This is a genomic window from Shouchella lonarensis, from assembly GCF_900096965.1.
GTDB classification, from domain to species: domain Bacteria; phylum Bacillota; class Bacilli; order Bacillales; family Bacillaceae_D; genus Shouchella; species Shouchella lonarensis.
Genome location: NZ_FMYM01000002.1, coordinates 265,565 through 292,343, shown reverse-complemented (window position 1 = coordinate 292,343; position 26,779 = coordinate 265,565). Strand labels below are relative to the sequence as shown.

30 protein-coding genes, 1 tRNA gene and 1 riboswitch are annotated in these 26,779 nt (G+C 43.4%); of the genes, 8 read left to right on the top strand and 23 right to left on the bottom strand.

All coding sequences use genetic code 11. The annotated features are described in order from the left end of the window. Positions 1-5: 5 nt before the first annotated feature. The 8 genes from BLT29_RS03075 to BLT29_RS03050 all read right to left on the bottom strand — a co-directional run bounded on the left by BLT29_RS03075 (position 6) and on the right by BLT29_RS03050 (position 6,763). Positions 6-1,142, bottom strand: coding sequence for a S8 family peptidase (locus BLT29_RS03075; RefSeq protein ID WP_090774843.1), 1,137 nt, complete (start codon positions 1,140-1,142; stop codon positions 6-8). Between the two features lie 697 nt (positions 1,143-1,839). After that, positions 1,840-1,920 (bottom strand): putative holin-like toxin, encoded by an 81-nt coding sequence (locus BLT29_RS13995; RefSeq protein WP_367576276.1) that lies wholly within the window; start codon positions 1,918-1,920, stop codon positions 1,840-1,842. A 256-nt stretch (positions 1,921-2,176) separates the two neighbouring features. Then, positions 2,177-2,249, bottom strand: a tRNA-Ala gene (locus BLT29_RS03070). An 83-nt stretch (positions 2,250-2,332) separates the two neighbouring features. Continuing rightward, positions 2,333-2,503 (bottom strand): hypothetical protein, encoded by a 171-nt coding sequence (locus BLT29_RS13255; protein WP_176763772.1) that lies wholly within the window; start codon positions 2,501-2,503, stop codon positions 2,333-2,335. A 50-nt stretch (positions 2,504-2,553) separates the two neighbouring features. Beyond that, positions 2,554-2,970: a YugN-like family protein gene (locus tag BLT29_RS03065; protein WP_090774842.1), complete on the bottom strand. Its 417-nt coding sequence runs from the start codon at positions 2,968-2,970 to the stop codon at positions 2,554-2,556. Positions 2,971-3,067: 97 nt separating this feature from the next. Then, positions 3,068-4,420, bottom strand: coding sequence for a glucose-6-phosphate isomerase (locus BLT29_RS03060; RefSeq protein WP_090774841.1), 1,353 nt, complete (start codon positions 4,418-4,420; stop codon positions 3,068-3,070). Positions 4,421-4,473: 53 nt separating this feature from the next. Continuing rightward, positions 4,474-5,571: a D-alanine--D-alanine ligase gene (ddlA, locus tag BLT29_RS03055; protein ID WP_090774840.1), complete on the bottom strand. Its 1,098-nt coding sequence runs from the start codon at positions 5,569-5,571 to the stop codon at positions 4,474-4,476. Positions 5,572-5,599: 28 nt separating this feature from the next. Beyond that, entirely contained in the window at positions 5,600-6,763 is a 1,164-nt protein-coding gene (locus tag BLT29_RS03050; RefSeq protein ID WP_090774839.1) for an iron-containing alcohol dehydrogenase, read from the bottom strand. 179 nt (positions 6,764-6,942) lie between these two features. On the opposite strand from BLT29_RS03050, the gene BLT29_RS03045 reads away from it, so the two are divergent. Continuing rightward, positions 6,943-7,176: a DUF378 domain-containing protein gene (locus BLT29_RS03045; RefSeq protein ID WP_090774838.1), complete on the top strand. Its 234-nt coding sequence runs from the start codon at positions 6,943-6,945 to the stop codon at positions 7,174-7,176. Positions 7,177-7,212: 36 nt separating this feature from the next. Here the strand turns inward: BLT29_RS03045 and yugI are convergent, their stop codons facing one another. Continuing rightward, positions 7,213-7,617, bottom strand: a complete 405-nt coding sequence (yugI, locus tag BLT29_RS03040; RefSeq protein ID WP_090774837.1) for a S1 domain-containing post-transcriptional regulator GSP13 — start codon at positions 7,615-7,617, stop codon at positions 7,213-7,215. 93 nt (positions 7,618-7,710) lie between these two features. Continuing rightward, positions 7,711-8,850 (bottom strand): DEAD/DEAH box helicase, encoded by a 1,140-nt coding sequence (locus tag BLT29_RS03035; protein WP_090774836.1) that lies wholly within the window; start codon positions 8,848-8,850, stop codon positions 7,711-7,713. A gap of 150 nt (positions 8,851-9,000) precedes the next feature. On the opposite strand from BLT29_RS03035, the gene BLT29_RS03030 reads away from it, so the two are divergent. Beyond that, positions 9,001-9,552 (top strand): cysteine hydrolase family protein, encoded by a 552-nt coding sequence (locus BLT29_RS03030; RefSeq protein ID WP_090774835.1) that lies wholly within the window; start codon positions 9,001-9,003, stop codon positions 9,550-9,552. A 47-nt stretch (positions 9,553-9,599) separates the two neighbouring features. On the opposite strand, the gene BLT29_RS03025 is transcribed toward BLT29_RS03030, so the two are convergent. Beyond that, entirely contained in the window at positions 9,600-10,070 is a 471-nt protein-coding gene (locus tag BLT29_RS03025) for an S-ribosylhomocysteine lyase (protein ID WP_090774834.1), read from the bottom strand. A gap of 113 nt (positions 10,071-10,183) precedes the next feature. Between BLT29_RS03025 and BLT29_RS03020 the strand changes: the two genes are divergently transcribed. Continuing rightward, the gene (locus BLT29_RS03020) at positions 10,184-11,005 is read left to right on the top strand and encodes a YihY/virulence factor BrkB family protein (protein ID WP_090774833.1); all 822 of its coding nucleotides are present in this window, start codon (positions 10,184-10,186) and stop codon (positions 11,003-11,005) included. A gap of 79 nt (positions 11,006-11,084) precedes the next feature. Next, positions 11,085-11,357: an HU family DNA-binding protein gene (locus BLT29_RS03015; protein WP_090774832.1), complete on the top strand. Its 273-nt coding sequence runs from the start codon at positions 11,085-11,087 to the stop codon at positions 11,355-11,357. An 82-nt stretch (positions 11,358-11,439) separates the two neighbouring features. On the opposite strand, the gene BLT29_RS03010 is transcribed toward BLT29_RS03015, so the two are convergent. Together BLT29_RS03010 and BLT29_RS03005 are read right to left on the bottom strand one after the other, a co-directional pair. Next, positions 11,440-11,709 (bottom strand): hypothetical protein, encoded by a 270-nt coding sequence (locus tag BLT29_RS03010; protein WP_090774831.1) that lies wholly within the window; start codon positions 11,707-11,709, stop codon positions 11,440-11,442. Positions 11,710-11,731: 22 nt separating this feature from the next. Continuing rightward, on the bottom strand, positions 11,732-13,219 hold the full coding sequence (locus tag BLT29_RS03005) for a leucyl aminopeptidase (RefSeq protein ID WP_281241395.1): 1,488 nt from the start codon (positions 13,217-13,219) through the stop codon (positions 11,732-11,734). 177 nt (positions 13,220-13,396) lie between these two features. On the opposite strand from BLT29_RS03005, the gene BLT29_RS03000 reads away from it, so the two are divergent. After that, positions 13,397-13,861, top strand: a complete 465-nt coding sequence (locus BLT29_RS03000; protein WP_090774830.1) for a divergent PAP2 family protein — start codon at positions 13,397-13,399, stop codon at positions 13,859-13,861. Between the two features lie 230 nt (positions 13,862-14,091). Here BLT29_RS03000 and BLT29_RS02995 read toward each other — a convergent pair whose 3' ends face one another. Next, positions 14,092-14,418 (bottom strand): YuiB family protein, encoded by a 327-nt coding sequence (locus tag BLT29_RS02995; RefSeq protein ID WP_090774829.1) that lies wholly within the window; start codon positions 14,416-14,418, stop codon positions 14,092-14,094. 80 nt (positions 14,419-14,498) lie between these two features. Further along, on the bottom strand, positions 14,499-15,707 hold the full coding sequence (locus tag BLT29_RS02990; protein WP_245701019.1) for an NAD(P)/FAD-dependent oxidoreductase: 1,209 nt from the start codon (positions 15,705-15,707) through the stop codon (positions 14,499-14,501). Positions 15,708-15,948: 241 nt separating this feature from the next. On the opposite strand from BLT29_RS02990, the gene BLT29_RS02985 reads away from it, so the two are divergent. Continuing rightward, entirely contained in the window at positions 15,949-16,941 is a 993-nt protein-coding gene (locus tag BLT29_RS02985) for an NAD(P)/FAD-dependent oxidoreductase (protein WP_090774828.1), read from the top strand. 119 nt (positions 16,942-17,060) lie between these two features. Here BLT29_RS02985 and BLT29_RS02980 read toward each other — a convergent pair whose 3' ends face one another. Then, entirely contained in the window at positions 17,061-18,362 is a 1,302-nt protein-coding gene (locus tag BLT29_RS02980; protein WP_090774827.1) for an NCS2 family permease, read from the bottom strand. Positions 18,363-18,416: 54 nt separating this feature from the next. Further along, positions 18,417-18,518: riboswitch (purine riboswitch) on the bottom strand. Between the two features lie 191 nt (positions 18,519-18,709). Between BLT29_RS02980 and aceA the strand changes: the two genes are divergently transcribed. Beyond that, positions 18,710-19,996 (top strand): isocitrate lyase, encoded by a 1,287-nt coding sequence (gene aceA / locus BLT29_RS02975; RefSeq protein WP_090774826.1) that lies wholly within the window; start codon positions 18,710-18,712, stop codon positions 19,994-19,996. A 119-nt stretch (positions 19,997-20,115) separates the two neighbouring features. Here aceA and BLT29_RS02970 read toward each other — a convergent pair whose 3' ends face one another. Next, the gene (locus BLT29_RS02970) at positions 20,116-22,290 is read right to left on the bottom strand and encodes a malate synthase G (protein ID WP_090774825.1); all 2,175 of its coding nucleotides are present in this window, start codon (positions 22,288-22,290) and stop codon (positions 20,116-20,118) included. A gap of 181 nt (positions 22,291-22,471) precedes the next feature. Here BLT29_RS02970 and BLT29_RS02965 point away from each other — a divergent pair, with 181 nt between their 5' ends. Beyond that, positions 22,472-23,104, top strand: coding sequence for a hypothetical protein (locus BLT29_RS02965; RefSeq protein ID WP_090774824.1), 633 nt, complete (start codon positions 22,472-22,474; stop codon positions 23,102-23,104). 44 nt (positions 23,105-23,148) lie between these two features. Here the strand turns inward: BLT29_RS02965 and BLT29_RS02960 are convergent, their stop codons facing one another. The 6 genes from BLT29_RS02960 to BLT29_RS02935 all read right to left on the bottom strand — a co-directional run bounded on the left by BLT29_RS02960 (position 23,149) and on the right by BLT29_RS02935 (position 26,759). Next, on the bottom strand, positions 23,149-23,640 hold the full coding sequence (locus BLT29_RS02960) for an acyltransferase (RefSeq protein WP_090774823.1): 492 nt from the start codon (positions 23,638-23,640) through the stop codon (positions 23,149-23,151). Next, complete coding sequence (ppaX, locus tag BLT29_RS02955) at positions 23,633-24,280, bottom strand: pyrophosphatase PpaX (protein WP_090774822.1); 648 nt, start codon at positions 24,278-24,280, stop codon at positions 23,633-23,635. Before ppaX ends, BLT29_RS02960 begins: the two co-directional genes overlap by 8 nt. Positions 24,281-24,302: 22 nt before the next feature. Continuing rightward, entirely contained in the window at positions 24,303-25,118 is an 816-nt protein-coding gene (lgt, locus tag BLT29_RS02950) for a prolipoprotein diacylglyceryl transferase (protein ID WP_090774821.1), read from the bottom strand. Then, a complete protein-coding gene (hprK, locus tag BLT29_RS02945) occupies positions 25,099-26,046 on the bottom strand; it encodes an HPr(Ser) kinase/phosphatase (RefSeq protein WP_090774820.1) in 948 nt (315 codons plus the stop codon). The genes lgt and hprK overlap by 20 nt, the downstream gene beginning before the upstream one ends. A gap of 171 nt (positions 26,047-26,217) precedes the next feature. Further along, positions 26,218-26,565 (bottom strand): phage holin family protein, encoded by a 348-nt coding sequence (locus BLT29_RS02940; RefSeq protein WP_090774819.1) that lies wholly within the window; start codon positions 26,563-26,565, stop codon positions 26,218-26,220. Continuing rightward, positions 26,559-26,759, bottom strand: coding sequence for a PspC domain-containing protein (locus BLT29_RS02935; RefSeq protein ID WP_090774818.1), 201 nt, complete (start codon positions 26,757-26,759; stop codon positions 26,559-26,561). The genes BLT29_RS02940 and BLT29_RS02935 overlap by 7 nt, the downstream gene beginning before the upstream one ends. Positions 26,760-26,779: the final 20 nt, after the last annotated feature.

Sequence of the window (26,779 nt, the reverse complement as noted above, 5' to 3'; positions counted from 1 at the left end):
TTTCATTATTTCGTTGCCAAGTCAAGATTTAACAAGCCTTGCCCATATTCAAACGTTGGCCCAATTGCTGTTGTTTCCGCTAAGAGACGTTGCTCAATTTCATTGGCCGTCCAGTGAGGGTATTGTTCTTTCAAAAGCGCTGCTGCCCCAGCCACAGCTGGTGTAGCCATTGATGTACCCGAAGCCTCTACATACTCCCCGTCTAAAAATGTACTCAAGACATCAACACCCGGCGCAACAAGACTTAAACCATCACCGTATTGGGAAGTAGCGTCTCTTTTATTGTCACTGTCAACACTCCCGACAGCAATTACTGACTCGTATCGAGCAGGATAATCAATGGACGATGTCCCTGCATTTCCACTAGCCGCAACCACGAGAATCCCTTTTTCTCTTGCTGCATCAACTGTTTCTTCCAGTGCTTGAGAAGGTGCACCGCCACCAAGACTTAAATTAACAACATCCATGTCATTTTCTATTGCCCATTCAATCCCTTCGATCACAACACTTGTCAATGCTGCACCTTCTTTGCCAAGTACATTCACTGCATACAAATCAGCTTCTGGCGCCACACCGACGACACCTATGCCGTTGTCAAGTGCAGCAATCGTTCCAGCCACATGGGTGCCATGCCCATTTTCATCTTCATAATCTTCTCCAGAAACAAAACTCACACCACCAGCAATGTGTAAATCCGGATGTGGGGCAATCCCTGTATCGAGCACAGCCACCTTTACACCTGCACCTGTTAAACCACGTTGATGGGCAACCGGTGCTTTCACTTGTTCGATATTATCCGGGACAGTCTGACTCGAAATGGTTATGACCTCATCTTTTTCCACATAAGCAACACCATGTGCTTCCTCCAAACGCGCTGCTTCTTCCATCGTTAAATTTGCTGACACCGCTTCGATCTCTTTATATGTGTGTTCCACAGAAAAGTTAAACAATTCATCAGACACCGATGTACTCATACTTTGAGACGAATCTAAGTACGACTCTAACACTTGTTGACTTTGAAAGCCAATTAAATACCTTTCCTTCTCATTCTCCAATGTTTCCGCAGAAGCAATCGTCGTAGCACCACTGACAAATAACACCGTAGACAAAAACGACACTGACATTCTCTTTTTATTAAACAAAAAACCTCACTCCTCTTTTTATTGGAATTCAATGAAAACATACATGATCCCTTTTTCTAAAGGATACGCCTAAAGAAGTACATTTTCACCATCCCATTTTTAATGTGATAGACTTCAATATATCACAACTTAAGAGATTCAATGATTGGGAAAGGTCGATCATAAGACCACAAGGATCATGTCTAAATTTAAATTTTTTTGTCGGTTTATATGTCTTAATTGTGAGTAAATAGAGATACATTCATAAGAAATAAAACATGCCACGTTGGGAAAATACGAAAGAAAAAAGCACCCCCATGTCATGCGCCATTTTTACATTTTTATTGCTGTTTCTTTACTTTAAAGACATTTTAGAGCAAAATATTGTATCTATCCAAATAGTGCCCTCCACTGTGGATTACTCAACGCTATAATTTTTAACGACGTTTGCAACTTCATTTGATCATTATCTTTCGCTTCAAACATAGACTCAGATTCAACATTTGGACCCAGAACCGTATTTTTGCACATCAAAAATACGGTTGACGTATCCCACACGCTGCATGTATACTGAACTCAAGAGATGCATAAACTAAAAATGACCACAGGTGCTGGTAACACCCATGGTCTGCAATAACTGGGCTCCCTTTAAGAGGGACAGCCTAACTCTAGTAAGGTAAAAACCGCCCCTAACAAGCTGGCACGCTCTAAGGGCGGTTTATTTGTTGTCTCGTGATGTAACCGACACCATCAAACCTGCAAATGCAATCATAAGCATCAGCACTTGAAATGTCGTCATCCGCAACACCTCCCTTCTATGGGAAGTGCCGCCACCCTTAAAGACCCGTATGTTATTGCCTGTTCAGTATAGCACAATGAAACTATTTTTCGCAAACGCTATCAAGTGTGTGGTATAATGTTTGTAATAGTGGTGCCCCCTCAATAATACGTAAGTGTTCTAACTCTGATTGGAGTGCTTCAACCGATCTTTCAGATGGTGTTTGCTCTTTTGTTTTCCGCTGATCTCACCCCCGTCACACAAGGGTTTCCCAATATGGAGCCTAGGGGGATCGAACCCCTGACCTCCACGCTGCCAGCGTGGCGCTCTCCCAGCTGAGCTAAGGCCCCGTATACTTTTATACCCCACATCCAGTAGAGACACAATAAGTATATCGCTATTGAAATCATTCGTCAATAAAAATGCTCCTACGTTATTTAAAAAATGATAGAACAATATCTAGTACATACCACACAATACCACTTATGACAGCAATAATGAATGCATGTAAAACGATTTCTCTTGTAAACTGTTTTGTCTTTGTGAAGTCTAATAAAATCCAGCCAAAGAAAACGGCGCACGCAACCATTAACGAAGCCAACATCGCTTCTCCCCCTTTTGAAACGTCTCTGGTGATGTAAAAACAAACACTGCTTATGCTAGCAGTGTTTGTTCAAGCTCAGCAACCAAGTTTTGCGTCACCTGTGCATACTTTGGATCAACATCGGCATCGCGGTCGACCGGTGCTTGGAATTGATTGAAGGCACCTGCCATCGTTGCTGGGACAACCCCGCCATCTGCTTGTTCATCGTTCCCTGCTTGATACACGTGATGGAGCAAATACGGTTTCCCTATTTTGACAACTGCATTTCTGTCACCAATTTCGCCGTTGACGGCAGAAAAAGGGATGCGCAAAAACGTATAGCCGTCCTCATCAGAAACTTTATAATCATAACATCCATGATCATAATCCCAGTTCCCTCCAAGTGAGTAACCTAATGGCGAAAGTAAACGTTCGAGCTCTTGTAACTGCAACTCATGACCTTCAATTTTAGAATCAATGGTAATCATCTACTTATCATCCTCTATTCAGTCTGTCTCACATACGTGAGAACAACTTTAAAGTAACGTAACGTCACTTTAGTTTGTAACCGGATAGAAAACTTATTCAATCATTTAATCGTGCAGTCAATGCTTCTTTCTCCGCTTCAAAACCAGGTTTGCCAAGCAGCGCAAACATGTTCTTCTTATATGCCTCTACGCCTGGCTGATCAAACGGGTTAACACCGAGCAAGTACCCACTCATCGCAACAGCTTTTTCAAAGAAATAAATTAAATAACCGAAATGGTACTCATCTAAAGTAGGCATTGTAATCATTAAGTTTGGCACACCACCATCCGTATGCGCAAGCAGCGTGCCTTGCAACGCTTGCTCATTAACAAAATCAAGTGTCTTGCCCGCCAGGTAGTTTAGGCCGTCCAAATCGTTTTCAGCTTCCATAATTGGGACACGCTTATTTGAAGAGGTGACATGCACAATCGTCTCAAACAAATCACGTCGTCCGTCTTGGACATATTGTCCTAAAGAGTGTAAATCCCGTGAGAAATGAACTGACGCCGGGAAAATGCCCTTTTGATCTTTGCCTTCGCTTTCACCAAATAGCTGTTTCCACCACTCTGCCAAATCATTCAAATGCGGCTCATACGTGACCATTAACTCAATTGTTTTCCCTTTATTGTATAATGCATTTCGCACTGCGGCATATTGATACGCAGGATTTGATGATAGTGACGGTACCGCACAGTCTGTTCGAGCCGCGGCAGCCCCTTTCATCATTTCGCTGATATTTAAACCACTGACCGCAATTGGAAGCAACCCAACCGCCGTTAAAACAGAGAAGCGTCCGCCGACATCATCAGGAATGACAAATGTTTCGTAGCCTTCCTCTGTTGCCAATGTTTTTAAAGCACCTTTCGCTTTATCTGTTGTCGCATAAATCCGCGTACGGGCACCTTCTTTTCCGTACTTTTTCTCTAAAAGAGATCGGAACATACGAAACGCAATCGCCGGTTCTGTCGTCGTCCCAGATTTTGAAATGACATTAATTGAGAAATCTTTATCACTGAGCACATCCAATAAGTCATGCACATACGTTGAACTCATCGTCTGTCCAACAAAAAAGACTTGCGGCGCTTTCCGTTCTTCACGTGGCAATTGATTGAAAAACGAATGATTGAGTGCCTCTAACGCCGCTTTTGCGCCAAGGTAAGAGCCGCCAATGCCTATGACTAATAATACGTCGGAATCGTGTTGAATCCTTGTTGCTGCTTTTTCAATTCGCGCAAATTCCTCTTGATCGTACGCGATCGGCAAGTCAACCCAACCTAGGAAATCATTCCCTGCTCCTGTTTTTTTATGTAACGCTTCGTGAGCTACATCTACTTGTGCTTGTAACATATCTATTTCATGTATTCCTAAAAAAGGTTTTGCTTTGCTGTAATCAAAGTGAATGACTGTCATGACGTTAATTCAATCCTTTCATCGTTCATACACTGCCTCGTCGTTCTTTCCTGCTAAACACGTGAATGCTGCAATGAATTGTTTTGAGCATGGCGCTCCATCGCTAATTCGACCAATGTTGTAATCAATGTTTGATAAGACATCCCGGTCTCTTCCCATAATTTTGGGTACATACTGATCTTCGTGAAACCTGGCAATGTATTAATTTCATTCACCACAATTTCATTTTCCGCTGTTAAAAAGACGTCGACACGAGCGAGACCAGCACAACCAAGTGTTCCATACGCCTGAATGGCGACTTCCTGAATCCGTTTTTCTACACCTTCAGCAAGGTTGGCCGGAATTGCAAGCATGGCGCCATCGTCGTCAATATATTTGGCATCATATGAGTAAAAACCATCTCGTGGAAGGACTTCGCCACAAATACTTGCTCTAGGCTCATCATTCCCTAAAACGGCACATTCAATTTCGCGACCGATCACAGCTGCCTCAACGACCACTTTGTGATCATATAAAAAGGCATCATCAATGGCTTTGTCCAAATCAGCTTTGGTCATTACTTTGCTCACACCAACAGAAGAACCTTGATTCGCTGGCTTTACAAATAAAGGTAAGCCAAACGTCTCAACGAGCTCATCCACATCTATGCTCCTTCGCTTTGCACGCGTATATGCCTGACCACAAGCGACCTGTAAACCTGCCTCACGCAACAGTCGCTTGGCAACATCTTTATCCATGCTCACGGCAGATCCAAGTACATCTGAACCGACAAAAGGGATATTTGCTAAACGGAGCATCCCTTGTAGCGATCCGTCTTCACCAAGTGTCCCATGGACAATCGGAAACACAACATCGACATCGGTCAATGCGCGATAGGATGAAGACACAAGCGCCGTTTTCTCGGCCCCTGGGATCATCGCTACGCCTTGCCCTGACGGTGCAAGTGCAATCGTCGCCGGATCATCAGCATTCATTAAAAAGTGATCCTCATCACTTACATGCCATTTTCCGTCTTGATCAATCCCAATTAAGACGGGCTCATAGCGTTCACGATCAAGCGCATCAATAATATTTTTCGCCGATTGTAATGAAACTTGGTGCTCAGCCGATTTTCCGCCAAAAATGATCCCCACACGCTTTTTTACACCCATATTCAATTCTCCTCCCCACGACATTCATTTACAAAGATGCGTGCAAAATCCGCAGCACATCCGCTCTATCTAGTCTGTAGTAATGACCAAAAATGCCATTCCCACAAGCAATATCGGTGATCTCCTCAAGTTGGTCTTCACTAATGCGATAATCAGCCAAACGCGTTGGTGCACCTAATTCACGCCAAAAAGAAGCTAACTGGTCAATTCCTTCTAACGCCACATCGCGCGCTTCTTTACCATTCGCATCAATCCCAAATACGCGCGTTGCTAATTGTGCGCCACGAGTTGGATTTACATCAACACTTTCACGTAACCAATTCGGGAACAAAATGGCCAATCCACCTGCATGGGGAATATCTGATACAGCTGACACCGCATGCTCCAATATGTGTGTGCCCCAATCGCCTTTTGCCCCCATTTGCGTCATACCATTCAATGCCATCGTTCCACAGTACATCATTGTTTCCCGTAAAGAGACGTCATTTAGATCATTTAACAACGCGGGTGCTGTTTCCAATACAGTTTGCAAAATTGACTCACAAAAACGATCTTGCAATGGTGTATTTTCAGCAGGGTGGAAGTAGGCTTCCAATACGTGACTCATGATATCTACAATTCCGTATACCGTTTGCTCACGCGGTACAGACAGTGTATTCACAGGATCTAAAATCGAGAAGTTCGGAAAGCTAAAAATGCTGCCCCATCCAATTTTTTCGTTTCTTTCCCAATCTGTGATCACCGATCCCGAGTTCATTTCTGATCCCGTCGCTGCAATGGTTAAAATTGTTCCAAACGGTAATGCATCACGAGGGGTCTCCACTTTTGTAATCACATCCCAAATGTCACCATCATGTCTTGCGCCAACTGCAATGGCTTTTGTCGCATCAATGACACTACCACCACCGACAGCTAAAATAAAACCAATATTCTTTTCACGACAAAGGGCAATGCCTTTTTCTACCGTTGTTAACCGTGGATTCGGTTCAACTCCCGCTAGTTCTGTGACATGACAACCTGCATGAGACAGTTGCTCGAGGACGGTGTCATAAAGGCCATTATGCTTAATGCTCCCACCACCATATACAAGCAACACATTCCTGTCATATACAACCATTTCCTCAACTAACGTCGTTGTCTTTCCTTCACCGAAAATGAGTTTTGTTGGATTATAAAATGTAAAAGCGTCCATGTAGGAATATTCCTCCTTGTTTTAACCGGACTATATTTATGTTACCTTGTTTTGCCCGACGTTGCAAAATATGCTACTTCCATCAAAACACTTGCATAATCTATCCGCAAAAACGTAAAGATATTAGTAAGCACATTATTTTTTGTGTGTCTAACACGTTTTTAGCGGAGGTGAATCACGTGAATGGGTTTCAAAAAACAGCGCTTGTTCTAATCATTATTGGTGCCCTCAACTGGGGATTAATCGGCTTCTTCCGCTTTGACCTTGTTGCCTTCTTATTTGGCGGACAAGCAGCCGTCTTCTCTCGCCTCATTTATGCACTTGTCGGTTTGTCAGGATTATACGCCATTTCTATCTTGATGAGACCTCAAGTAGCCTTCGACGAGGATCATACGACTGAACCACAACGTTAAGCAAAAAGCAGCTAGAAGCTCTAGCTGCTTTTCTGCTTATTTCTTTGCACGTTTATTTAAGTCAGCTTGAATTTCGTTTGACTGTTTTAACCAGTCTTTGAGTTTATCTTCTAACGTATTAAACCCTTGTTGTTTCGTTTGCGTGACTTGCATGCGACGTCCTCCACTGGTTGGACGCGGCTTATTCGCACGTGCAGGGGCTTCTTGTGTCGCGCGAATAGAAAGGGAAATCTTTCCTGATTCTTCATTCACTGACATCACTTTTACTTTCACTTCATCGCCTACACTCAATACTTCGTTAATGTCTTTCACATAACCATGAGCAACCTCAGAAATGTGCACCAATCCTTGCTTCTCGTTATCAATTGCAACAAATGCACCGAATGGTTTAATACCCGTTACCTTTCCTTCAACAATCGTACCTTCTGCGTAATTAGACATACATCACAACTCCTAAATATGTTTTAACCTTTTAATTTTATCATATCTAAAGAAATTGCGCAAAGGGATTGTCGCAGGTTGTCAGCAAGCATATCACTTGCTTATCTTCAATTGCCCATGACGTAACGTCCCTTCACTAAAAATTGTGCCTAGCGTTGCTTCATACTTCTGAACTTTATAAGCCTCACGCGCTTCAAGAAGGGTAATGACTTTTCCTGGTGCATTAAAACGACCCGTTCGACCAGCGCGGTGAATGTAACTTTCAACCGTGTTCGGTGCATACACTTGGATGATGTGTGTAATATGAGCAATATCTAAACCGCGAGCTGCGACATCTGTTGCCACAAGTATGGCTGCTTCTCCTTGTTCAAATGCACGAATCGCTTTGCTACGTTCATGTTTATCTCCTTCAGAAGAAAGCGCAACTGCCGAAATACCATGATAACGTAATTTTGCTGTGACTTCATTTAGTTGATCAATTTGGTTGACAAACACAAGCCCTTTTTTAATTGATTCGGCATGAATCACTTTACGGGTAACATCAATGCGTTCTCTCGCAGTCGTTTGGATCACGATGTGCGCCAAAGTATCTGGCAGCAAACCACCGTCCACTTTGATCTCATGAACTTCAGGTAACCAAGCTAAAAGCTGCTTCGCCACATCTGCTTGCACTGTCGCCGATACACATAAAAATTGCGCCGTACGACCAATCCTTTTTCCAAGCATCTCAACCGTGCGCCACGACACCGCTTCATCAACCATCCGATCAACCTCGTCAAGCGCAACCATCGCCACATCGGTTAATTTCAATTTTTTCATTTCGATTAGCTCTAATACACGTCCAGGTGTGCCAATAACAATATGAGGTTTTTGTTTTTTTAATTTGTCGACTTGACGATTGATATTTGTACCACCGATAAATGCTGCTGAAGTAATCGGACCATTTTGTGTCAACGTGCGTACCACTTCCATGATTTGGAGAGCCAATTCTTGTGACGGTGCAATCACAATCGCTTGAACTGCTTTTTTATCAATTTGTATATGTGCCAAAATCGGTAACACATAGGCAAGTGTTTTGCCTGTTCCTGTTTGTGAACGCGCCAAAATGTTCTTTTTTGCTAACGCCTCTGGAATCATTTTTGCTTGAATTGGGGTTGGGTCTGTCACCCCTTGCGCTTGTAAAACTTCAGAAATCCCAGATGGCCACGTAGTCATTGTAAAATGTTTCAACATCAGTCTTTATACTCCTTTGTACGGACTAAGCCGTTGCTCACTAACCATGCACAATTCGTCCTATCTTCATTGTATGAGCCGAGGCGCTTTGGTCATCCTAATCATAACATATTCCTACTCCTGGAAACGACAGAGAAAGAGAGATGAATCATGACGATCAATCGCTCAAATGATGCACTACTTATTATTGATATGATTAACCCCTTTTCCTTTCACCATGCAGAGCAACTTTATCCGTTTGCTGAAAAAGCCGCATATCAAATTGCTTTGCTTAAAAACCACATGAAAAAACGCGGGCGACCCGTGATTTACGTCAATGATCATTACGAACGCTGGCAAGCGGAATTTACAACGCTCGTGCACAATGTCATTGACGCCGATGCGATCGGGTCACCTCTTGCAAAAATTTTAATGCCTTGTGCGGATGACCTATCCGTTATGAAACCAAAATTCTCCGGTTTCTTTGCCACACCGCTTCACTTGTTGCTTGAACACTTGAAAGTGGATACACTCATTTTAACAGGCATTGTTGGCAATATGTGCGTGTTATTTACTGCAAATGACGCATACACACTTGAGTACGAGCTCATTATTCCACGCGATGCCATTGCTTGTTTTTCCGAAGAAGATAGCGATCATGCTTTGCATCACTTCAAGCATTTATTAAAAGCGAATATTTCACCAATAAACACATGGCTATAAAAAATCGAGCCACCTCTGTCAGGGCTCGATTTTTTTATAATCGGTCATTAAAAAACTTGGGCGAGTGACTTCTTATCTTGTGCTAACCATTTGTTCATTTGTTCTTTCGTCCCAGCTAAGTTGTGCAACTTCGCCTGACCACATTCTTTTTCGGTGGCGGCAGGAATTGACGTTTCCGTTAACGAATATACGAATGTTTTCTCTAACAGCGTGATCACTTCGTCGACTGTTGGTTTACCACTTACGATTAAATAATAACCTGTTTGGCATCCCATTGGTGACACATCAATAATGTCAAAATGTGCATATTCATCCGCAAAACGACGAATATTGAGCGCAAGTAGATGCTCCAATGTATGAATCACATCCGGATCCAATCTATCTTTATTGGGCTGACAAAAACGGATGTCAAACTTATTCACTTCCCCATCTGTTCCAACATGATGCGTCCCACAATGACGGACATACGGTGCTTTTACAATCGTATGATCAAGCTCAAAACTTTCTACTGATGGCATATTAAACTCACTCCTCTTTTGTTCATGCTTTTATTATAAACGATGACGGATCATTTTGTCGAAACAAAAAGTCTACAATCCCGATCTGAATTAAAATTAGGGGGGCACCCACAGTGAATCTTCACTCTTTTTTTCGAAAATGGTTTCACAATCTAAAAGACAGTTACATTTTTGACGCTGCCGCCACACTTGCCTTTTATTTTATTTTGGCGATTTTCCCGCTCATGGTTTGTGTGTTAGCTAGTGTATCATTTTTTCGTGTCAATACATATGACGTACATCAATTTATTACTTCCTATGTCCCAGGTGAATTAGGAGATATGTTTGGAAAAATTGTTTTAAACACGATTGGTGATCCAAAAACAGGACTATTTTCGATTGGTATCATTGGTACACTTTGGTCTGCTTCTAATGCCATTAACGCTTTCATCCGTTCCGTCAATCACGCATACAAAATCGAAGAAACGCGTCACTTCCTTCATTTACGTATCATCGCCATCATTTTAACGATTGGCATGATTTTGTTAATTGTGCTCGCTCTTGCCTTGCCGGTTTTCGGAAATGTGATTTTGTTGTTTTTAGAAGACCACCTCCATTTATCGAAAACAGTTGGCGATTTATTAAGCTCTTTACGATGGGTTGTAACTACACTTATCATATGTGTTGTTTTAAGCGTCCTATACAAAATTGCACCAAATCAACCATTGCGTTGGTATGATGGACTAGCGGGTGCTTTATTTGCAACTGCCAGCTGGCAGCTCATCTCCTTTCTTTTTTCTCTTTACCTTAGTCACTTTGCTCATTACGAAAACACATATGGACCCATTGCTGGTGTCATCGTTCTCATGCTTTGGTTCTATTTTACTGGTATGATCTTAATTATTGGTGCAAAACTTAATGCAACCTTTTATCAGCTGAGGAAAAAAATTGCTTAGAAGATGTATACAATGCGCATAAATGGGTACGATGGTAGCAGAAATGATCACGTTTTAACGATAAAGGAGTGAATGTTAAATGAACAAAACAGAATTGGTACATGCCCTCGCAGAACGAGCACAACTATCAAAAAAAGATGCTGGAATTGCTGTTAACACCATGTGTGATTTAATTACAGAAGCGCTAAGCAAAGGCGAGACTGTTCAACTCATTGGGTTTGGCAACTTTGAAGTACGTGAGCGTGCTGCGCGAAAAGGACGGAACCCACAAACCGGTGAAGAAATCGAGATTGCTGCGACACAAACGCCAGCTTTTAAAGCCGGAAAACAACTAAAAGAAGCCGTAAAATAAGAAAAAAAGCCTGTTCATCGATCGATGAACAGGCTTTTTTCATGCAACCGCATCATATCTATGCAACGACATGGCGCCTCATTTACTTTTTTGTAAACGTTAATGAATGATCACGACGTCCTCTCAATTCATATGAAAGGGTGTCTCCTGGTTGGACAGACAACTGTAACGGCGCAGTGGTCACTCCTTTATTCATTGCGATGAGCGTATGCGTACCTGCTGGCACTTCAATGACCATTTTTTGCCTTCTTTTCAATACACCCATAAAACAATTGTTAATGAATACTTGTGACCGCCGTTTTAATGCGTAAAGTTCTCGCACACATGTAATTTCTACATAAGCAATGTCCATCTGTCTTTTTCCTCTCTAACGTTTACTTGTTTGCACGAATTATATGATGTGCAAGTGTTCGCGCCATCACACCGGTCGCACCGGCAGGACCAAGTGGTGTGCCTTTTTCTAACCAAGATGTACCAGCAATATCAAGATGTACCCAAGGGGTTTCTTCAACGAATGCACCTAAGAAAAGGCCTGCAGTAATGCTACCAGCTGGACGCCCAGGGGCATTGTTTAAATCCGCCACATCGCTTGTCTTTAATAGCTTTTCATACGCCTTACCACTTGGGAATTGCCAAATTGGCTCGCCCATTTCCGCGCCTGCTTGACAGAGCTTGCACATAAAGTCTTCATCATTTGTGACGGCGCCCGTCGTTTCATGACCTAGCGCAACGATACAAGCACCTGTTAACGTTGCGACATCTATTAATCGTGTTGCACCTAGTTGTTTTGCATACGTCAAGGCATCTGCTAAAATTAACCGCCCTTCGGCATCGGTATTACGTACTTCAATGGTTTTCCCACTTAAAGAATGTAATACATCTCCTGGCTTCATGGCTTCACCATTAATTAAGTTTTCACTAGACGGGATTACAGCAAGAACATTCGCCGCTGGCTTTTCTGCACCTATAATGTCCATTGCCCCGAGTACTGCCGCAGCGCCGCCCATATCGCCTTTCATTTCGTGCATGCCAGCAGACGGCTTCAACGAGTAACCACCCGAGTCAAACGTTAACCCTTTTCCGACAAAGGCAGTGACACAATCGTCTTTCGGGTTTCCTTCGTAGCGGAGGACGATGAGTTTAGCCGGTTGGGAACTCCCTTGCGCCACGCCGAGAAGTGCCCCCATCCCGAGACGATGCATTTCTTCCTCGTCTAATACTTCATACTCAAACGCATGCTTCATTGCCAAGTCAACAGCGACATCTTCTAAATCGGTTGGTGTCATTTTATTTGCTGGTGTATTCACCAAATGCCGGGCCATATTTGTTCCTTGACCATATGTATAACCACGTTCCGCAAAAAATACACCGTTTTTTTCAAGTGATTCTCCATATAGCGCGACAGAAACTATTTTTGTTTGTGCACCCTCTTCAGCTTCCTTATAGTGGTGCTTTTCATATTGGCTTAACGACAGTGCTTCCCCAATACAAAAAAGCACATCATCTACTGGTGCAGACCCCAAAAATGAGTCCACATCAACACCCACCGTTTCTAATTGATTTTGTTGCAATGCTTGGCCTATTTTACCAATATGTAAACGCAAATCATGTTGGTCGCCGTTATAATTTTCCCCTAAATAAATAAGATAAAGCCATTTTGTTTGTGTTTTTCCAAGTGTGGGTACACTAATGAAGTCGCCAATTTTCTTTGTTTGTGCCATTTGCGTCGCTAGCTCTTGTAACTGACCTGATAAACATCCATCTACTTTTCGAAATAAGCTCGTAAGTTGATTTGACGTGACACCAAGTAAAAAGGCATCTTGAACAGTTGTTGCATCCCATTGTTGCTTCATTTCAAACAAATGTCTCATCTCCTCTTTGCATCTTATGCTTTAAAGTATAGCATATCCCAAGCAAAAACAGCGCGAAAAACAGCGACCAGTTTCGTAAAATTGTTTCATCGTATATGGTATACTAGTATTTGTTGGAAAACATAAACGTTACATAATGATTTGCAACATAGAAAGGAGCATCTTTTTATGGATATTTTGTACAACTTTCCCCTTTTATCTGCTTTTCTCGCCATGCTTATCGCCCAATTCCTAAAAATACCGCTCACTTTTTTTGCGACACAAAAAGTCGATTGGTCCTTATTTACAAGTACTGGCGGCATGCCTAGTTCACATTCAGCAGCGGTTACAGCGCTTTCGACAAGCATTGCACTCGAGCAAGGGCTTGATTCTTCGTTGTTTGCTGTTTCCGCCGTATTAGGGATCATTGTCATGTTTGATGCAACGGGTGTCAGGCGCCACGCTGGTTATCACGCAACAGTTTTGAATCAGTTACTAAAAGACTTTAACAAGCTTGTAGAAGAAGTTAAAACATGGCAGAAAAAGGAAAATGAGCAAAAGCTGAAGGAACTACTTGGACATCAACCGATTGAAGTCTTTTTCGGCGCATTACTTGGGATCCTCATTGCAATTGTATTCAACATGGTTGTTTAGATATTAAAAAAATGCCCTTTCTCTTACGCACAATCATCATAAGAGAAAGGGCATTTCCACTTGCATTTAAAAGTGACCCAAGGTCAAATTCGTAAATACGTAAATGGTTGACAACAACGCAGATAAACATAACGCACACATAAACAAACGTAACAACCATTTTCTCATTAGGCTCACACTCCTTCCTTACATCCTTTCCTGTAAGGAAGTGTTTATGCAGGTCTCACTCATTAAAACATTTGGTATCCTGCCTTACGTAACAGCTTCATAATGATTCCAGCTGCAATGGTACCAAACAAACCACTTATTAACACAATAATATCAGCTACATGTAGTGATGCAAAACTAGAGAAAAGTTGTGAAAACGCGTTCCCAGGCTCTTTTACATACAACATATAGGGAGATTTATTCACAATCAATAAAATCACAATTGGATACAAAAATGCCATAATCCAAGTCAAACGTAAAATCATGTTTAACAAAAAACCAATACCAGCAAACAAAATAAAAAACAATAGCACCGATACAAGCAACTGCAAAATATGTACCTGCTCCATCTATCATCCCTCCACATCGCTAGTGTACGAAAAAAGCACCTCGCACGTCAAGGCGAGGCGCTTTCGTACATCGTTACTTATTACAACGGGAATTTCCCTTTTTTTAGCGCGAGCAAAGGGCCACCCAGCATCAGCAATGCCCGATTATCAATCATTTTTTTCATGAAACTCGCTGTGCCACCATACAATTTCTTCGAGCCGACCACACCGATCGCTTCTTTTCCACCAAGAGAAGCAACGGTTCCTTTAATATCCGGTTTAAACGTTGCAAGGTTGCTACCGCCACCAACAAGTGTCATCACATTATGTGCACATGTCTTTGCCATTTGCATCGCAATTTGTGCAGTCGGTGGGTATGGACGGTTCGCTTCTTCATTAATAATCAGGGCACAGTCCCCGATAATGAAGACATCATCATGACCTGGTGCGCGTAAATCTGGTTCAACTTTGACACGTCCACGATTTGCTTCAAAACCAGACTTTTCAATGACTGGATTCCCGCGTACGCCTGTTGCCCATACAATCGTTTCTGCCTTAATTTCTTCCCCTTCACCAATTTTGACACCTGTCTCGGTCACTTCTTTGATTGGTGTATTAATTTTAAACTCTACACCACGACTTTCAAGCACATTCATCCCATATTCGACCAACTCAGGATCAAAACCAGGTAGGGCCATCGGCGCTGCCTCAACTACGTATAGACGGACTGCCTCGCGTGGAACATCATACTTTTTGCATAGTTCAGGTACACGCTCTGACAACTCGCCAATAAACTCCATGCCTGTAAAACCCGCACCTGCAACGACAAATGTCAACCGTCCTTCGTGCTGATCCTCGCCATTGTGATAGCTTGCAAATTGTTTTTCGATATGCCCTTTTACTTGACGGGCACCATTTAATGTCCATTTCGTAAATGCATGTTCATGCACACCAGGAACGCCAAATGTTTCTGAAACCGCACCAAGTGACACAACGAGGTAATCATAAGACACTTCACCATCTTTAAGTAAAACTTTCTTCTCTTCACGCTTAATTTCAACAACTTCGTCCTGAAGAAAATGAACCCGATTCGTATTTAACACAGTTGAAATTGTCACACGTGCTGCTTCAGGATCCATCGTCCCAGCTGCTGGCTCATGTAGCCACGTTGTTTGATAATGATAATCGTGTTTATTCACGAGTGTAATAGACGCATCGTTCGCGCCAAGTTTCTTTGAAAGAGTTACTGCCGTATTCATCCCCGCATAACCAGCTCCAAGGATAACAATTCTTGCCTTCTTCACGCTCATCACTTCCATCTTTTTAAGATTCATTCGTTCATGGTAGCATGTCAATTTCTTTGTGATCTATTTCACGTTTTTCTTCAAGAAATCGTCACCATCTTCAACACTCTAATGATAGTTGTTTTTTGAATGAAATTCAACCTCTTTTTCTTTATTTTCTAAGGAAATCATCGCCTTTCCTTTTCGAAGCTGGACAGGTCATGTATAATGAGAAAGGATCTCATTTCAAAATGGAGGTGCAACGGTTTTGCACAAGACGAACGAAACATTCGATTTAACCATTATCGGTGGGGGTCCTGCCGGGCTTTTCGCCACATTTTACGCCGGAATGCGACAAATGAACGTACAAGTTATTGAAAGTATGCCGCAATTAGGTGGGCAACTTTCCGCTCTCTATCCAGATAAATATATTTATGATGTCGCTGGTTTTCCAAAAGTGAAAGCACAAGACTTAGTTGATCAACTGGCAAAGCAAGCACAGCAATTCAATCCAACATTGTCACTTGAGGAAGCGGTTCAGCAATTACACCGTGAAGAAGATGGGTCATTTACGCTCACAACAAACAAAGCGGTTCACAAAACAAAAGCCGTGTTGATCACCGCTGGGGCAGGTGCTTTTGCGCCCCGTAAGTTAAAAGTCGCCGACGCAGATCTCTATGAAGATAAAAATATTCATTACTTTATTCGCGATTTATCTGTATTTACTGGTAAACGTGTCGTTGTTGTGGGTGGCGGGGATTCTGCAGTTGATTGGGCACTCATGCTCGAGCCGATCGCAAAAGAAGTGACACTTGTTCACCGCCGTCATGAATTCCGCGCTCACGAGCACAGTGTCGAACTACTGAAAAAGTCATCTGTGAACCTTTTAACACCATTTGAAACAGCGGCATTGCACGGCGATGAGCATGGCGTCAAAGAAATTACTTTCCAAGAAGTGAAAGGAGAACAAATGAAAAGGATTGCTATCGATGAAGTCGTCGTCAACTTCGGCTTTGTTTCAAGCCTTGGACCGATCAAAGAATGGGGTTTAGACATTCACAAAAATGCGATTGTCGTCAACTCCAAAATGGAAACGAACATTCCAGGTGTGTACGCAGCAGGAGATGTGACAACTTACGATGGCAAAGTAAAGTTGATTGCAACGGGATTTGGTGAGGCACCGACTGCTGTGAATAACGCCAAAGTATTTATTGACCCAAAAGCGCGCGTGTTCCCAGGACATTCAACAAGCCTTTTTTAAGGAAAAAAAACCAGTAGCGTGCCGCTACTGGTTTTCTTATTTGTATCAATGAATTATTTACTATTCTAACCTCAACGGCACTCTTGATGTTGATATTACCTAAAACAGGCTTGATGCCATTAATGATGTAAGAAACCTAAATACACAATAAACACAACAAATAATGCATACATGAGCGGATGTAATTCACGCCCGCGTCCTTTCACAACCATCGTTAAGGGATATAACACAAAGCCTAAGGCAATCCCCGTAGCAATGCTATATGTGAGTGGCATTGTCACAACTGTAAAGAAAACCGGAATGGCAACTTCCATCTTCCCCCAGTCAATAAACCGTAGTGATGTCGCCATCATCACACCAACGATAATTAAAGCAGGTGCAGTGACTTCAGCGGTGATGACACTTAACAACGGTGAAAAAAACAACGCGACCAAAAACAATAAACCCGCGACAATCGCTGTCAAACCGGTACGTCCCCCAACAGCAACACCCGATGACGATTCAACGTACGCCGTTGTCGTCGACGTACCAAACAATGAACCAATCGTTGTCGCACTCGCGTCAGCAAACAAGGCCCGACCGGCGCGCGGCAAGCGATTATTTTTTACAAACCCGGCTTGCGTCGCAACAGCAAACAATGTTCCGGCCGTATCAAAGAAGACAACAAACAATAACGTTAAGACAATCCCGACCATCTGTAGTGTGAACACCTCGGCCTGCCAATCGACGGCAAATGCAGCCAAAAATGTCGGTGCTAAACTTGGCGGTGTTGCAATAACACCAGCAAACGAGGTAAAGCCTGTCACAACACCGACGACCGCGGTGAGCGCCAACCCATAAAAGACAGCACCACGAACACCACGGACAACCAAGATGATCGTCACGACAATCCCAAACAATGACAATAGTGCCCCTGGCTCACTTAAATTCCCTAAAGCGACAAATGTACTTTCATTGCTGACAATGACACCTGCATTTTTAAAACCAATAAACGCAATAAATAAACCAATCCCCGCTCCAGCGGCATACTTTAGCTCCTCTGGAATCGCATCAATAATTTTTTCCCGGATTTTAAACAATGTAATAGCTACGAAAATAACACCTGAAACAAACACCGCAAACAAGGCCGCTTGCCACGACAAGCCCATACCAATCACCGCTGTATAAGCAAAGAATGCATTCAAACCCATTCCTGGCGCAAGCGCGATCGGATAATTAGCGAGTAACCCCATAATAAGCGATCCGACGCAAGCTGCAAGTGCAGTCGCAACAAATACAGCACCCACGTCCATTCCGGCCGCTCCTAAAATTTCTGGATTAACGAATAAAATATAGGCCATCGCGAGAAATGTTGTGAAACCGGCCAGAACCTCTCTCCGTACACTTGTACCATTCTCTTCTAATTTAAAAAAACGCACCATCTCTGCCTCCCAAAATGAAATAAACCTCAAGCAATAAACACTTGAGGCAGACATGACGAACCATCATCATGTCGTAGTCAAGCCATTTACGGTAGCTCGGTAGAAACTTGCAGGCCTTATCCCTGCGATTATACGACCATGAAACACAATTTTCTTCATTTTTTTCAGTATAACAATTGTTTCCTACGTGGTCAATAAAAAACGAACATTGTTTTGTGGATAACCATCATTATTCGTCTTTATACAACATGAATAAAAAAATGATTGACCATTCATTTATACTGTAATAGTATAGAGTTAGAAATATAATTTTGTATTATAACAGATGCTCAAGGGAGAGATGATGAATGACAAACGCAGTAGCAGCCACAACTTTAGAAGCATTTTGGGCAAATGATGCCCGTTGGAAAGGCATTGAGCGCCCGTACTCAGCAAAAGATGTGCTCGCACTACGCGGCTCCGTTAAAATCGAGTACACATTAGCACAATTAGGTGCAGACCGTTTATGGAAGTTAATGCATGAAGATCCATTTGTCCGTGCGCTCGGTGCATTGACTGGTAACCAAGCGGTCCAACAAGTCAAGGCTGGGTTGAAAGCGATTTATTTAAGTGGTTGGCAAGTTGCCGCCGATGCCAATTTATCCGGCAACATGTACCCTGACCAAAGTTTGTATCCAGCCAACAGCGTCCCGCACGTCGTCAAACGCATTAATCAAGCGTTACAGCGCGCCGATCAAATCGAACATGCCGAGGGAAATACCGACCATCATTGGTTTGCACCGATTGTCGCTGACGCAGAAGCTGGGTTCGGTGGGAAGTTAAATGTCTTTGAGTTGATGAAAGGCATGATTGAAGCTGGAGCAGCTGGCGTGCACTTTGAAGACCAGCTTGCTTCTGAGAAAAAATGTGGTCACTTAGGCGGAAAAGTATTAATTCCAACGCGCACCGCGGTGCAAAACTTAATTTCTGCCCGCTTAGCCGCAGACGTCTTAGGTGTTCCGACGATCTTAATCGCCCGGACCGATGCAAACGCTGCTGATCTTCTCACAAGCGATGTTGATCCAGCTGATCATCCGTTTATCGCAAGCGGCGAACGTACGGAAGAAGGGTTTTTCCGGACAAATGCTGGGCTTGACCAAGCGATTGCCCGCGGCCTTGCTTACGCCCCATACGCGGACCTTATTTGGTGTGAAACATCTGAACCGAACTTGGAAGAAGCACAAGCATTTGCTGATGCAATCCATGCGAAATTCCCGGGCAAGCTGCTTGCTTATAACTGCTCGCCTTCATTCAACTGGAAAGCAAAATTAAGTGATGCTGAGATCGAAACATTCCAAGAAAAGCTCGGTGCGATGGGATATAAATTCCAGTTTGTGACACTCGCTGGCTTCCACGCCCTCAACCACAGCATGTTTGAACTCGCACGCGGTTACGGCAAACGCGGCATGGGCGCCTACTCAGAGTTACAACAAGCAGAGTTTGATAATGAAGTGAATGGTTATACAGCGACACGCCACCAGCGCGAAGTCGGTACTGGTTACTTTGATAAAGTTGTAGATGTAGTGTCCGGTGGAAAGTCTTCGACAACAGCGATGAGCGGTTCGACAGAGACGGAGCAGTTTACGAAGGTGTGAGTGACATACAACAAGACCCGGTGGGGAATTTCCCGACCGGGTTCTTTGAATTTATCATTGGACGATTTCAGCTATAATCTTGGGATTGCTTAAACACTCTATTAAGAGCACGTCACTTCCTACTTTGCCTTCACAAACTGCCTCGCTTTCGCTTGCCGGCGCCGTTCATGCAAAATCGGCTCCGTATAACCATTCGGTTGCGCGCGTCCTTTAAAGATTAAATCGCACGCTGCTTGAAAAGCAATCGACTGCCCGAAATCGGCGCTCATTGGCTCATACACGGGATCTCCTTCGTTTTGTTTATCAACAACTACAGCCATTTTCTTTAACGAAGCCATAACTTGCTCGCGCGTGCAAATACGGTGATACAACCAATTCGCTAAATGTTGGCTTGAAATGCGCAGCGTCGCGCGGTCTTCCATTAATGCGACTTGATGCAAATCGGGCACTTTGGAACAGCCAATTCCTTGATCAATCCAACGCACGACATAACCGAGGATACTTTGGACGTTGTTATCAATCTCTGCTTGAATCTCCTCATCTGTCCATGCCGGTGTAGTAACGATTGGTATCTCTAGCAATTGATCATTGGCTGCATCAACACCAGCAGCAATCATCTTCTGCTGTACATCACGCACGTCAATCTCATGATAATGGAGCACATGTAACGTTGCTGCTGTCGGTGATGGCACCCACGCCGTGGATGCGCCAGCTCGTAGTTGTGCGCCTTTTTGCACAATCATTTCTGCCATTAAATCAGGCATCGCCCACATCCCTTTTCCAATTTGCGCTTTTCCTTGGAAACCAGTTTGTAAGCCGGCTTGTACATTCGCCTGTTCGTATTGTAATAACCATGGCGCCTGCTTCATTTCTTGCTTGCGTCGCATTGGCCCTGCAACAAGTGAGGTATGAATCTCATCACCTGTACGGTCAAGGAAGCCTGTATTAATAAAGACGATCCGGTCTTTCACTTCCCTAATACACGCTTGTAAATTCAATGTCGTGCGGCGTTCTTCATCCATCACGCCAACTTTTAGCGTATACCGGGGCAAGTCAAGCATATCTTCTACTCGATTAAACAGCGTGTTCGTAAACGCCACTTCTTTTGAGCCATGCATTTTCGGTTTCACGACATACATAGAACCTTTTTTAGAATTGTAACGAGACCTCACATCATGTTTAGCGATTAAGCTAGTGACGACTGCGTCTAATATCCCTTCAGGAATCGGTTGCCCGTCCCCGTCTAGCACTGCGTCTGTCTTCATTAAATGTCCGACGTGACGAATGAGCATGAGCGATCGACCTGAAAGCGTCAGCGTTTTCCCATCAACACCTTTATACGTGCGGTCTTCATTTAATGTTCTCGTCACTTCTTTCCCATTCTTTGTAAATGTTGCTTCAAGCGTCCCTTTCATTAAACCAAGCCAGTTGCGGTATACACCGACTTTATCCGCTGTATCAACGGCTGCGACCGAGTCCTCACAATCCATGATTGCCGTTAATGCCGACTCCATATATACATCTTGCACCCCTGCTCGGTCATTTTTGCCAATGTTCGCCGTGCGATCTATTTGTATTTCTACATGTAGACCGTTGTGTTGCAATAACAGCGCCGTTGGAGAAGCAGAATCTCCTTGGAAGCCACGCCATTGCAACGAATCTTTTAATGTCGTTTTCTTTCCATCTGCGAGAGTCATCACCAATGATTGGTCGGAAATTTCGTAAGAGACGACATCGGTGTGCGAACGCTCACATAAAGGGAACGTATCGTCTAAAAACTTCTTCGCATATGCGATGACCTTTTCCCCACGTTTTACATTGTAAACACCTGTCCGGGCTGTGCCTTCTTCCTCCGCAATGACGTCCGTGCCATATAGCGCATCGTATAAACTGCCCCAACGCGCATTCGCAGCATTGATGGCAAAGCGGGCATTGTCAATGGGCACGACCAACTGCGGTCCCGCAAGCATGGCAATCTCTTCGTCTACATTTTTCGTCCCGATTTGAAAAGGGGCAACTGCCGGCTCCAAATAGCCAATTTTTTGTAAATATCGCTTGTAATCTTCCTTTTCCGTCACCTCATGTTGCTCGTGCCAGTCATCAATTTTTCTTTGCATTGCATCTCTTTCTACTAACAAATTTTCGTTTAGTGGGGTGAAGTCCGCAATGATTGCCGATAATTCCGTCCAAAAATGAACAGGTTCCACACCCGATTCCGGTAATACTTCTCGCTCTAAAAATTCGTACAACGCTGGATCAATCTGTAAATGACCTACTTGTTGATAAGCTGCCATTTCTTCCTCTCTCCCTTCATCTTATCACTACAAAGACTACAAAACTCTCATCGCACTCTTTCTTATTGTAATATAACAGATTGAATCGGGCAATAGGTGTTATACAATCTTACGAAAACCCTTTCTTTTCCACCTGCTTTCAGTTATAATTTAAACAACTTGTTTAAGGAGGTTTGCGGCAATGAAAAAACATGCACTCACTCTACTCTCAATAAGCATTGCAAGTACACTTTCACTTGCAGCTTGTGGTGGAGACAAACCAACCGACGCAGAGCCAGAAGAAAACAAGCAAGAGGAAAAATCCGAAAGTAAAGATGCAGCGAAAGAAACCGCTGACAAATGGGAACAACAAGTCGGTGATACAAATGAGGACGGCACCATTCGCCTGCTTGCACGTAATGATACAACAGATGCGATTGAAACTGGACCGGTAAAACTGAACTTCTCGCAAGTGACTGTCAGTGAAGTTTTGGAATGGCCTGAAGAAATGGCAGACATGTATGATTTTGAACCGACCGGTGTGATCCAAATTGACGTTGAAACAGAAAATACCTCTGAAGAAACGATCCAATTTTTCATTAGTCAAGCAAAGATTACAACCGATACCGGCGAACAATTAGAAACTGATATGCTTGCTAGCGACCACATTGACGCGGAATTTATCGGCGCTGTGAAAAAAGATGGCTCACTGCGCTATTTGCTCAAGTCATCTAATCCAAGCGAAGTTACGTCCATCCGTATCCTCGTAGAAGATCCAAAAGACGAAAATATGACATCTATCGGTGACAGTATTGATGTGACCATTTCATTTTAGCATTGAAAAAAGGGACAAGACGCATGATCGTCTTGTCCCTCCTGTTATTCTCGCGCGTCCTTCACCACTTGCATTGGATTCCCTGCCACAAACGTGTTTGCTGCTACATCTTTATGAACAACTGTGCCCGCTGCAACAATCGCCCCATCTCCAATCGTCACACCCGGTAAGATGGTACAATTCGCGCCAATCATGACCTCATCGCCGATGATCACATCACCGAGCCTGTATTCGGAAATCAAATACTCATGCGCCAAAATCGTCGTATTGTAACCAATAATTGTATTGCGACCAATTTTAATTCGCTCAGGAAACATCACATCCATCATGACCATCAACGCAATCGCTGTCGTTTCACCAATTTCCATTCGTAAAAACGTCCGATATAGCCAATTTTTTAAACGAAAAGAAGGCGTAAACCTTGCAAGTTGGGTCACCATAAACACTTTCGCCACTTTCCAAAAAGACACCGTCCGATAAAGCTGCCAAAGACTGTTTGTCTTCTCGACCGGATAGCGCGTTGTTTTTCTACTCACGGTTTGCTCCGACGATCTCTAGTAAATCGTCCATTGTTTTTAACACATACGTCGGTTCAAACGAACGCAAATACGCCTCGCCCTTTATTGCCCAACCGACAGCTGCCGTTTTCACCCCAGCCCGGTGACCAGCTTCGATGTCATGTGAATTATCGCCCACCATGATCGCTCGCTCTTTGCTCGCACCAAGTTTTTCCAGCGCTAATTCGATAGGTTCTGGGTGTGGCTTCGCATGCGTCACATCGTCTAAGCCGACAACAACATCAAAAAACGGTAACATGCCTTTTAACTCGAGCCCCATCAACGCTGTTTTCCGTATCTTTGTTGTAACAATCGCCATTTTATAACCTTGTTCGTGGAGATTCTTTAACCCTTCATATACTCCAGGATAATCACCGACAAGTTCGTCATGCAATGCGTGATTATGGGCGCGGTAACGCGCAACCAACGCATCCGCTTTTTCACGATCAATAGTTAAAAACGTCTCATACAACGGCGGACCAATGAACGAAAGTACCGATTCTCGCGTATACACACCCGGGTATTCCGACTCTAATGTATGCAAAAACGACTGAATGATCAACTCGTTCGTGTCAATCAATGTGCCGTCTAGATCAAATAACAATGTATCCATCGTCACAACTATACATCCTCTCTATTTATCAATCATTTTCCTGGTAACGTGGTGGCACCACGCGTACACGACGGTAAATCCATAGCACAAGTGCACAAATAATAAGCACCACAGACATCAACTGTGCAGTTTTCAACGTTTCTCCGATTAAGAGGTAATCCTCCCGTATGCCCTCGATAAAAAAGCGGCCGATTGAATACCAAATGACATACGTGAAGAATAGCTCACCTTGCCGTAAATTCACGCGACGTAACCATAAAATAAATGCCACACCGACCAAGTTCCATAACGACTCATATAAAAATGTCGGATGATAGTATGTGCCGTGAATATACATTTGGTTGATTAACCAATCCGGTAACCATAACCCTTCTAAAAATGATCGTGCAACCGGTCCCCCGTACACTTCTTGGTTCATAAAATTGCCCCAACGTCCAATTGCTTGTCCGATCAATAAACTTGGCGCCGCGACATCAAGAATTTTCCAGAATGGCAGTCCCCGTTTTTTAGCAAATATCATCGTCGTCAACACCGCACCAATGATTGCCCCATGGATCGCAATCCCGCCTTCTCGCAAGTAAAACACACTCACTGGATTGTCAGCAAACTGTTCCCAGCGGAAAATAACGTAATACGCACGTGCGGAAATAATTGAAATTGGTAATGCCCAAACAAGTAAATCCGCAAAGGTATCTTTTGGAAGCCCCCGCTTTACTGACTCTCTTTTCGCCATCCAATACCCAACAATGACACCAAGCATAATGAGCACGGCATACCAATAAATCGCGACAGGACCAAGTTGGATAAACACCCGGTCAAGTGGTTCAATTTGTTCCTCTATCATGATCCTCATCTCCTTTTTCAATGACTTGTGACAATCGTTCAGAAAAATCTTGTGCTGCATTAAAACCAAGCCGCTTCAAACGGAAATTCATCGCAGCCACCTCGATAATGACTGCTAAGTTTCGCCCTGGACGTACTGGCACTGTCATTTTCGTAATTTCTGTGTCAAAAATTTTCTTTTTCTCTTCTTCTAAGCCCAATCGGTCATACGCTTTTCCTTGCTCCCATATTTCTAAATCAATACATAAACTAATGCGTTTATGTAAGCGAACCGCACCGGCTCCGAATAATGTCATAACATTGATAATGCCGAGCCCACGAATTTCAAGTAAGTGTTGCAACAGCGGTGGTGGGGAACCAACGAGCGTATCTTCATTATGTTGGCGAATTTCAACAGAATCGTCTGCAACAAGCCGGTGCCCCCGTCTCACAAGGTCAAGCGCCGTTTCACTTTTTCCGACGCCACTCCCACCCGTAATGAGGACACCAATCCCATAAATATCAACAAGCACACCGTGCACAGCCGTCACCGGCGCAAGCGCACTTTCTAAAAAATTCGTCAGCCGACTACTTAATTGTGTTGTCGTTGATTGAGACCGAAGTACCGGCACCCCACGCTTTTCTGCCGCTTCAAGTAACTGTTTCGGTGCCTCTAAACCACGCGACAAAATAATGCCTGGTGTGTCATATGTACATAGCTTCGTCATCCGTGCTTTTTTTTCTTGGTCTGACAACGATTGAAAAAAAGACCACTCTGTGCGTCCAATTAACTGCAGGCGCTTTGCTGGATAATATGTAAAGAAACCCGCCATTTCAATACCCGGGCGAGAAATATCACTCGTTGTAATTGGACGATAAATGCCTTCCTCTCCAGCGAGTAGTTCCCATTCAAACCGTTCAATTAAATCATTGGCCGTTACTTTCGACATCCACTTGCCACCCTTTCTACAAATACAACCGTTCTTACAAGACTTCCCTCTGCCACAATATCCATTCGCTTACACTTATTGTAGCACGATTCACAACGAAACACGTAAAAAACTTGTCCACACAAAAATGCCAGAAATCGGCACGATAGACCGATCTCTGGCTTAAAACATTTATTTTTTTGTTAACGGTCGAATAACTAACGCCTGTACAATCGCTAAAATGACTGCACATAAGAGCGCGACCCAAAAGCTTGAAATGATAAACAAGTCTCCCATTAGAAAAGCAGCAAGCAACAATGTCACCGCACTAATAACAAAGGAGAACAAACCGAGTGTAAGCAATGTCACTGGCCAAGCAAAAAAAGCTAAGACCGGCCTCACTGTCCAATTCAATACCGTTAAAACAATACTCGCCAACACCGCCGCACCGATATTCGCTAAATAAAAACCTTCAAGAAACTGTCCCAACAAAAACAAAATGAGCACATTTAAACAGAAACGTATGAGCAGTTTTACCATTCTTCATAGTCTTCCTTTGGAATGATCAAGGCGGCAATCAAATAAAACAAAACAAGCGATCCGACTGAAAAGAGTACAAGCGCCACCATACCTAAGCGGACAAGCGTCGGGTCCAGTCGAAAATAATTCGCCAGTCCGCCACAAACCCCCGCAATCATGCGGCTATCTCGTGAACGTGTCAACCTTTTTCCCATATTCAACCTCTCCTATCTTT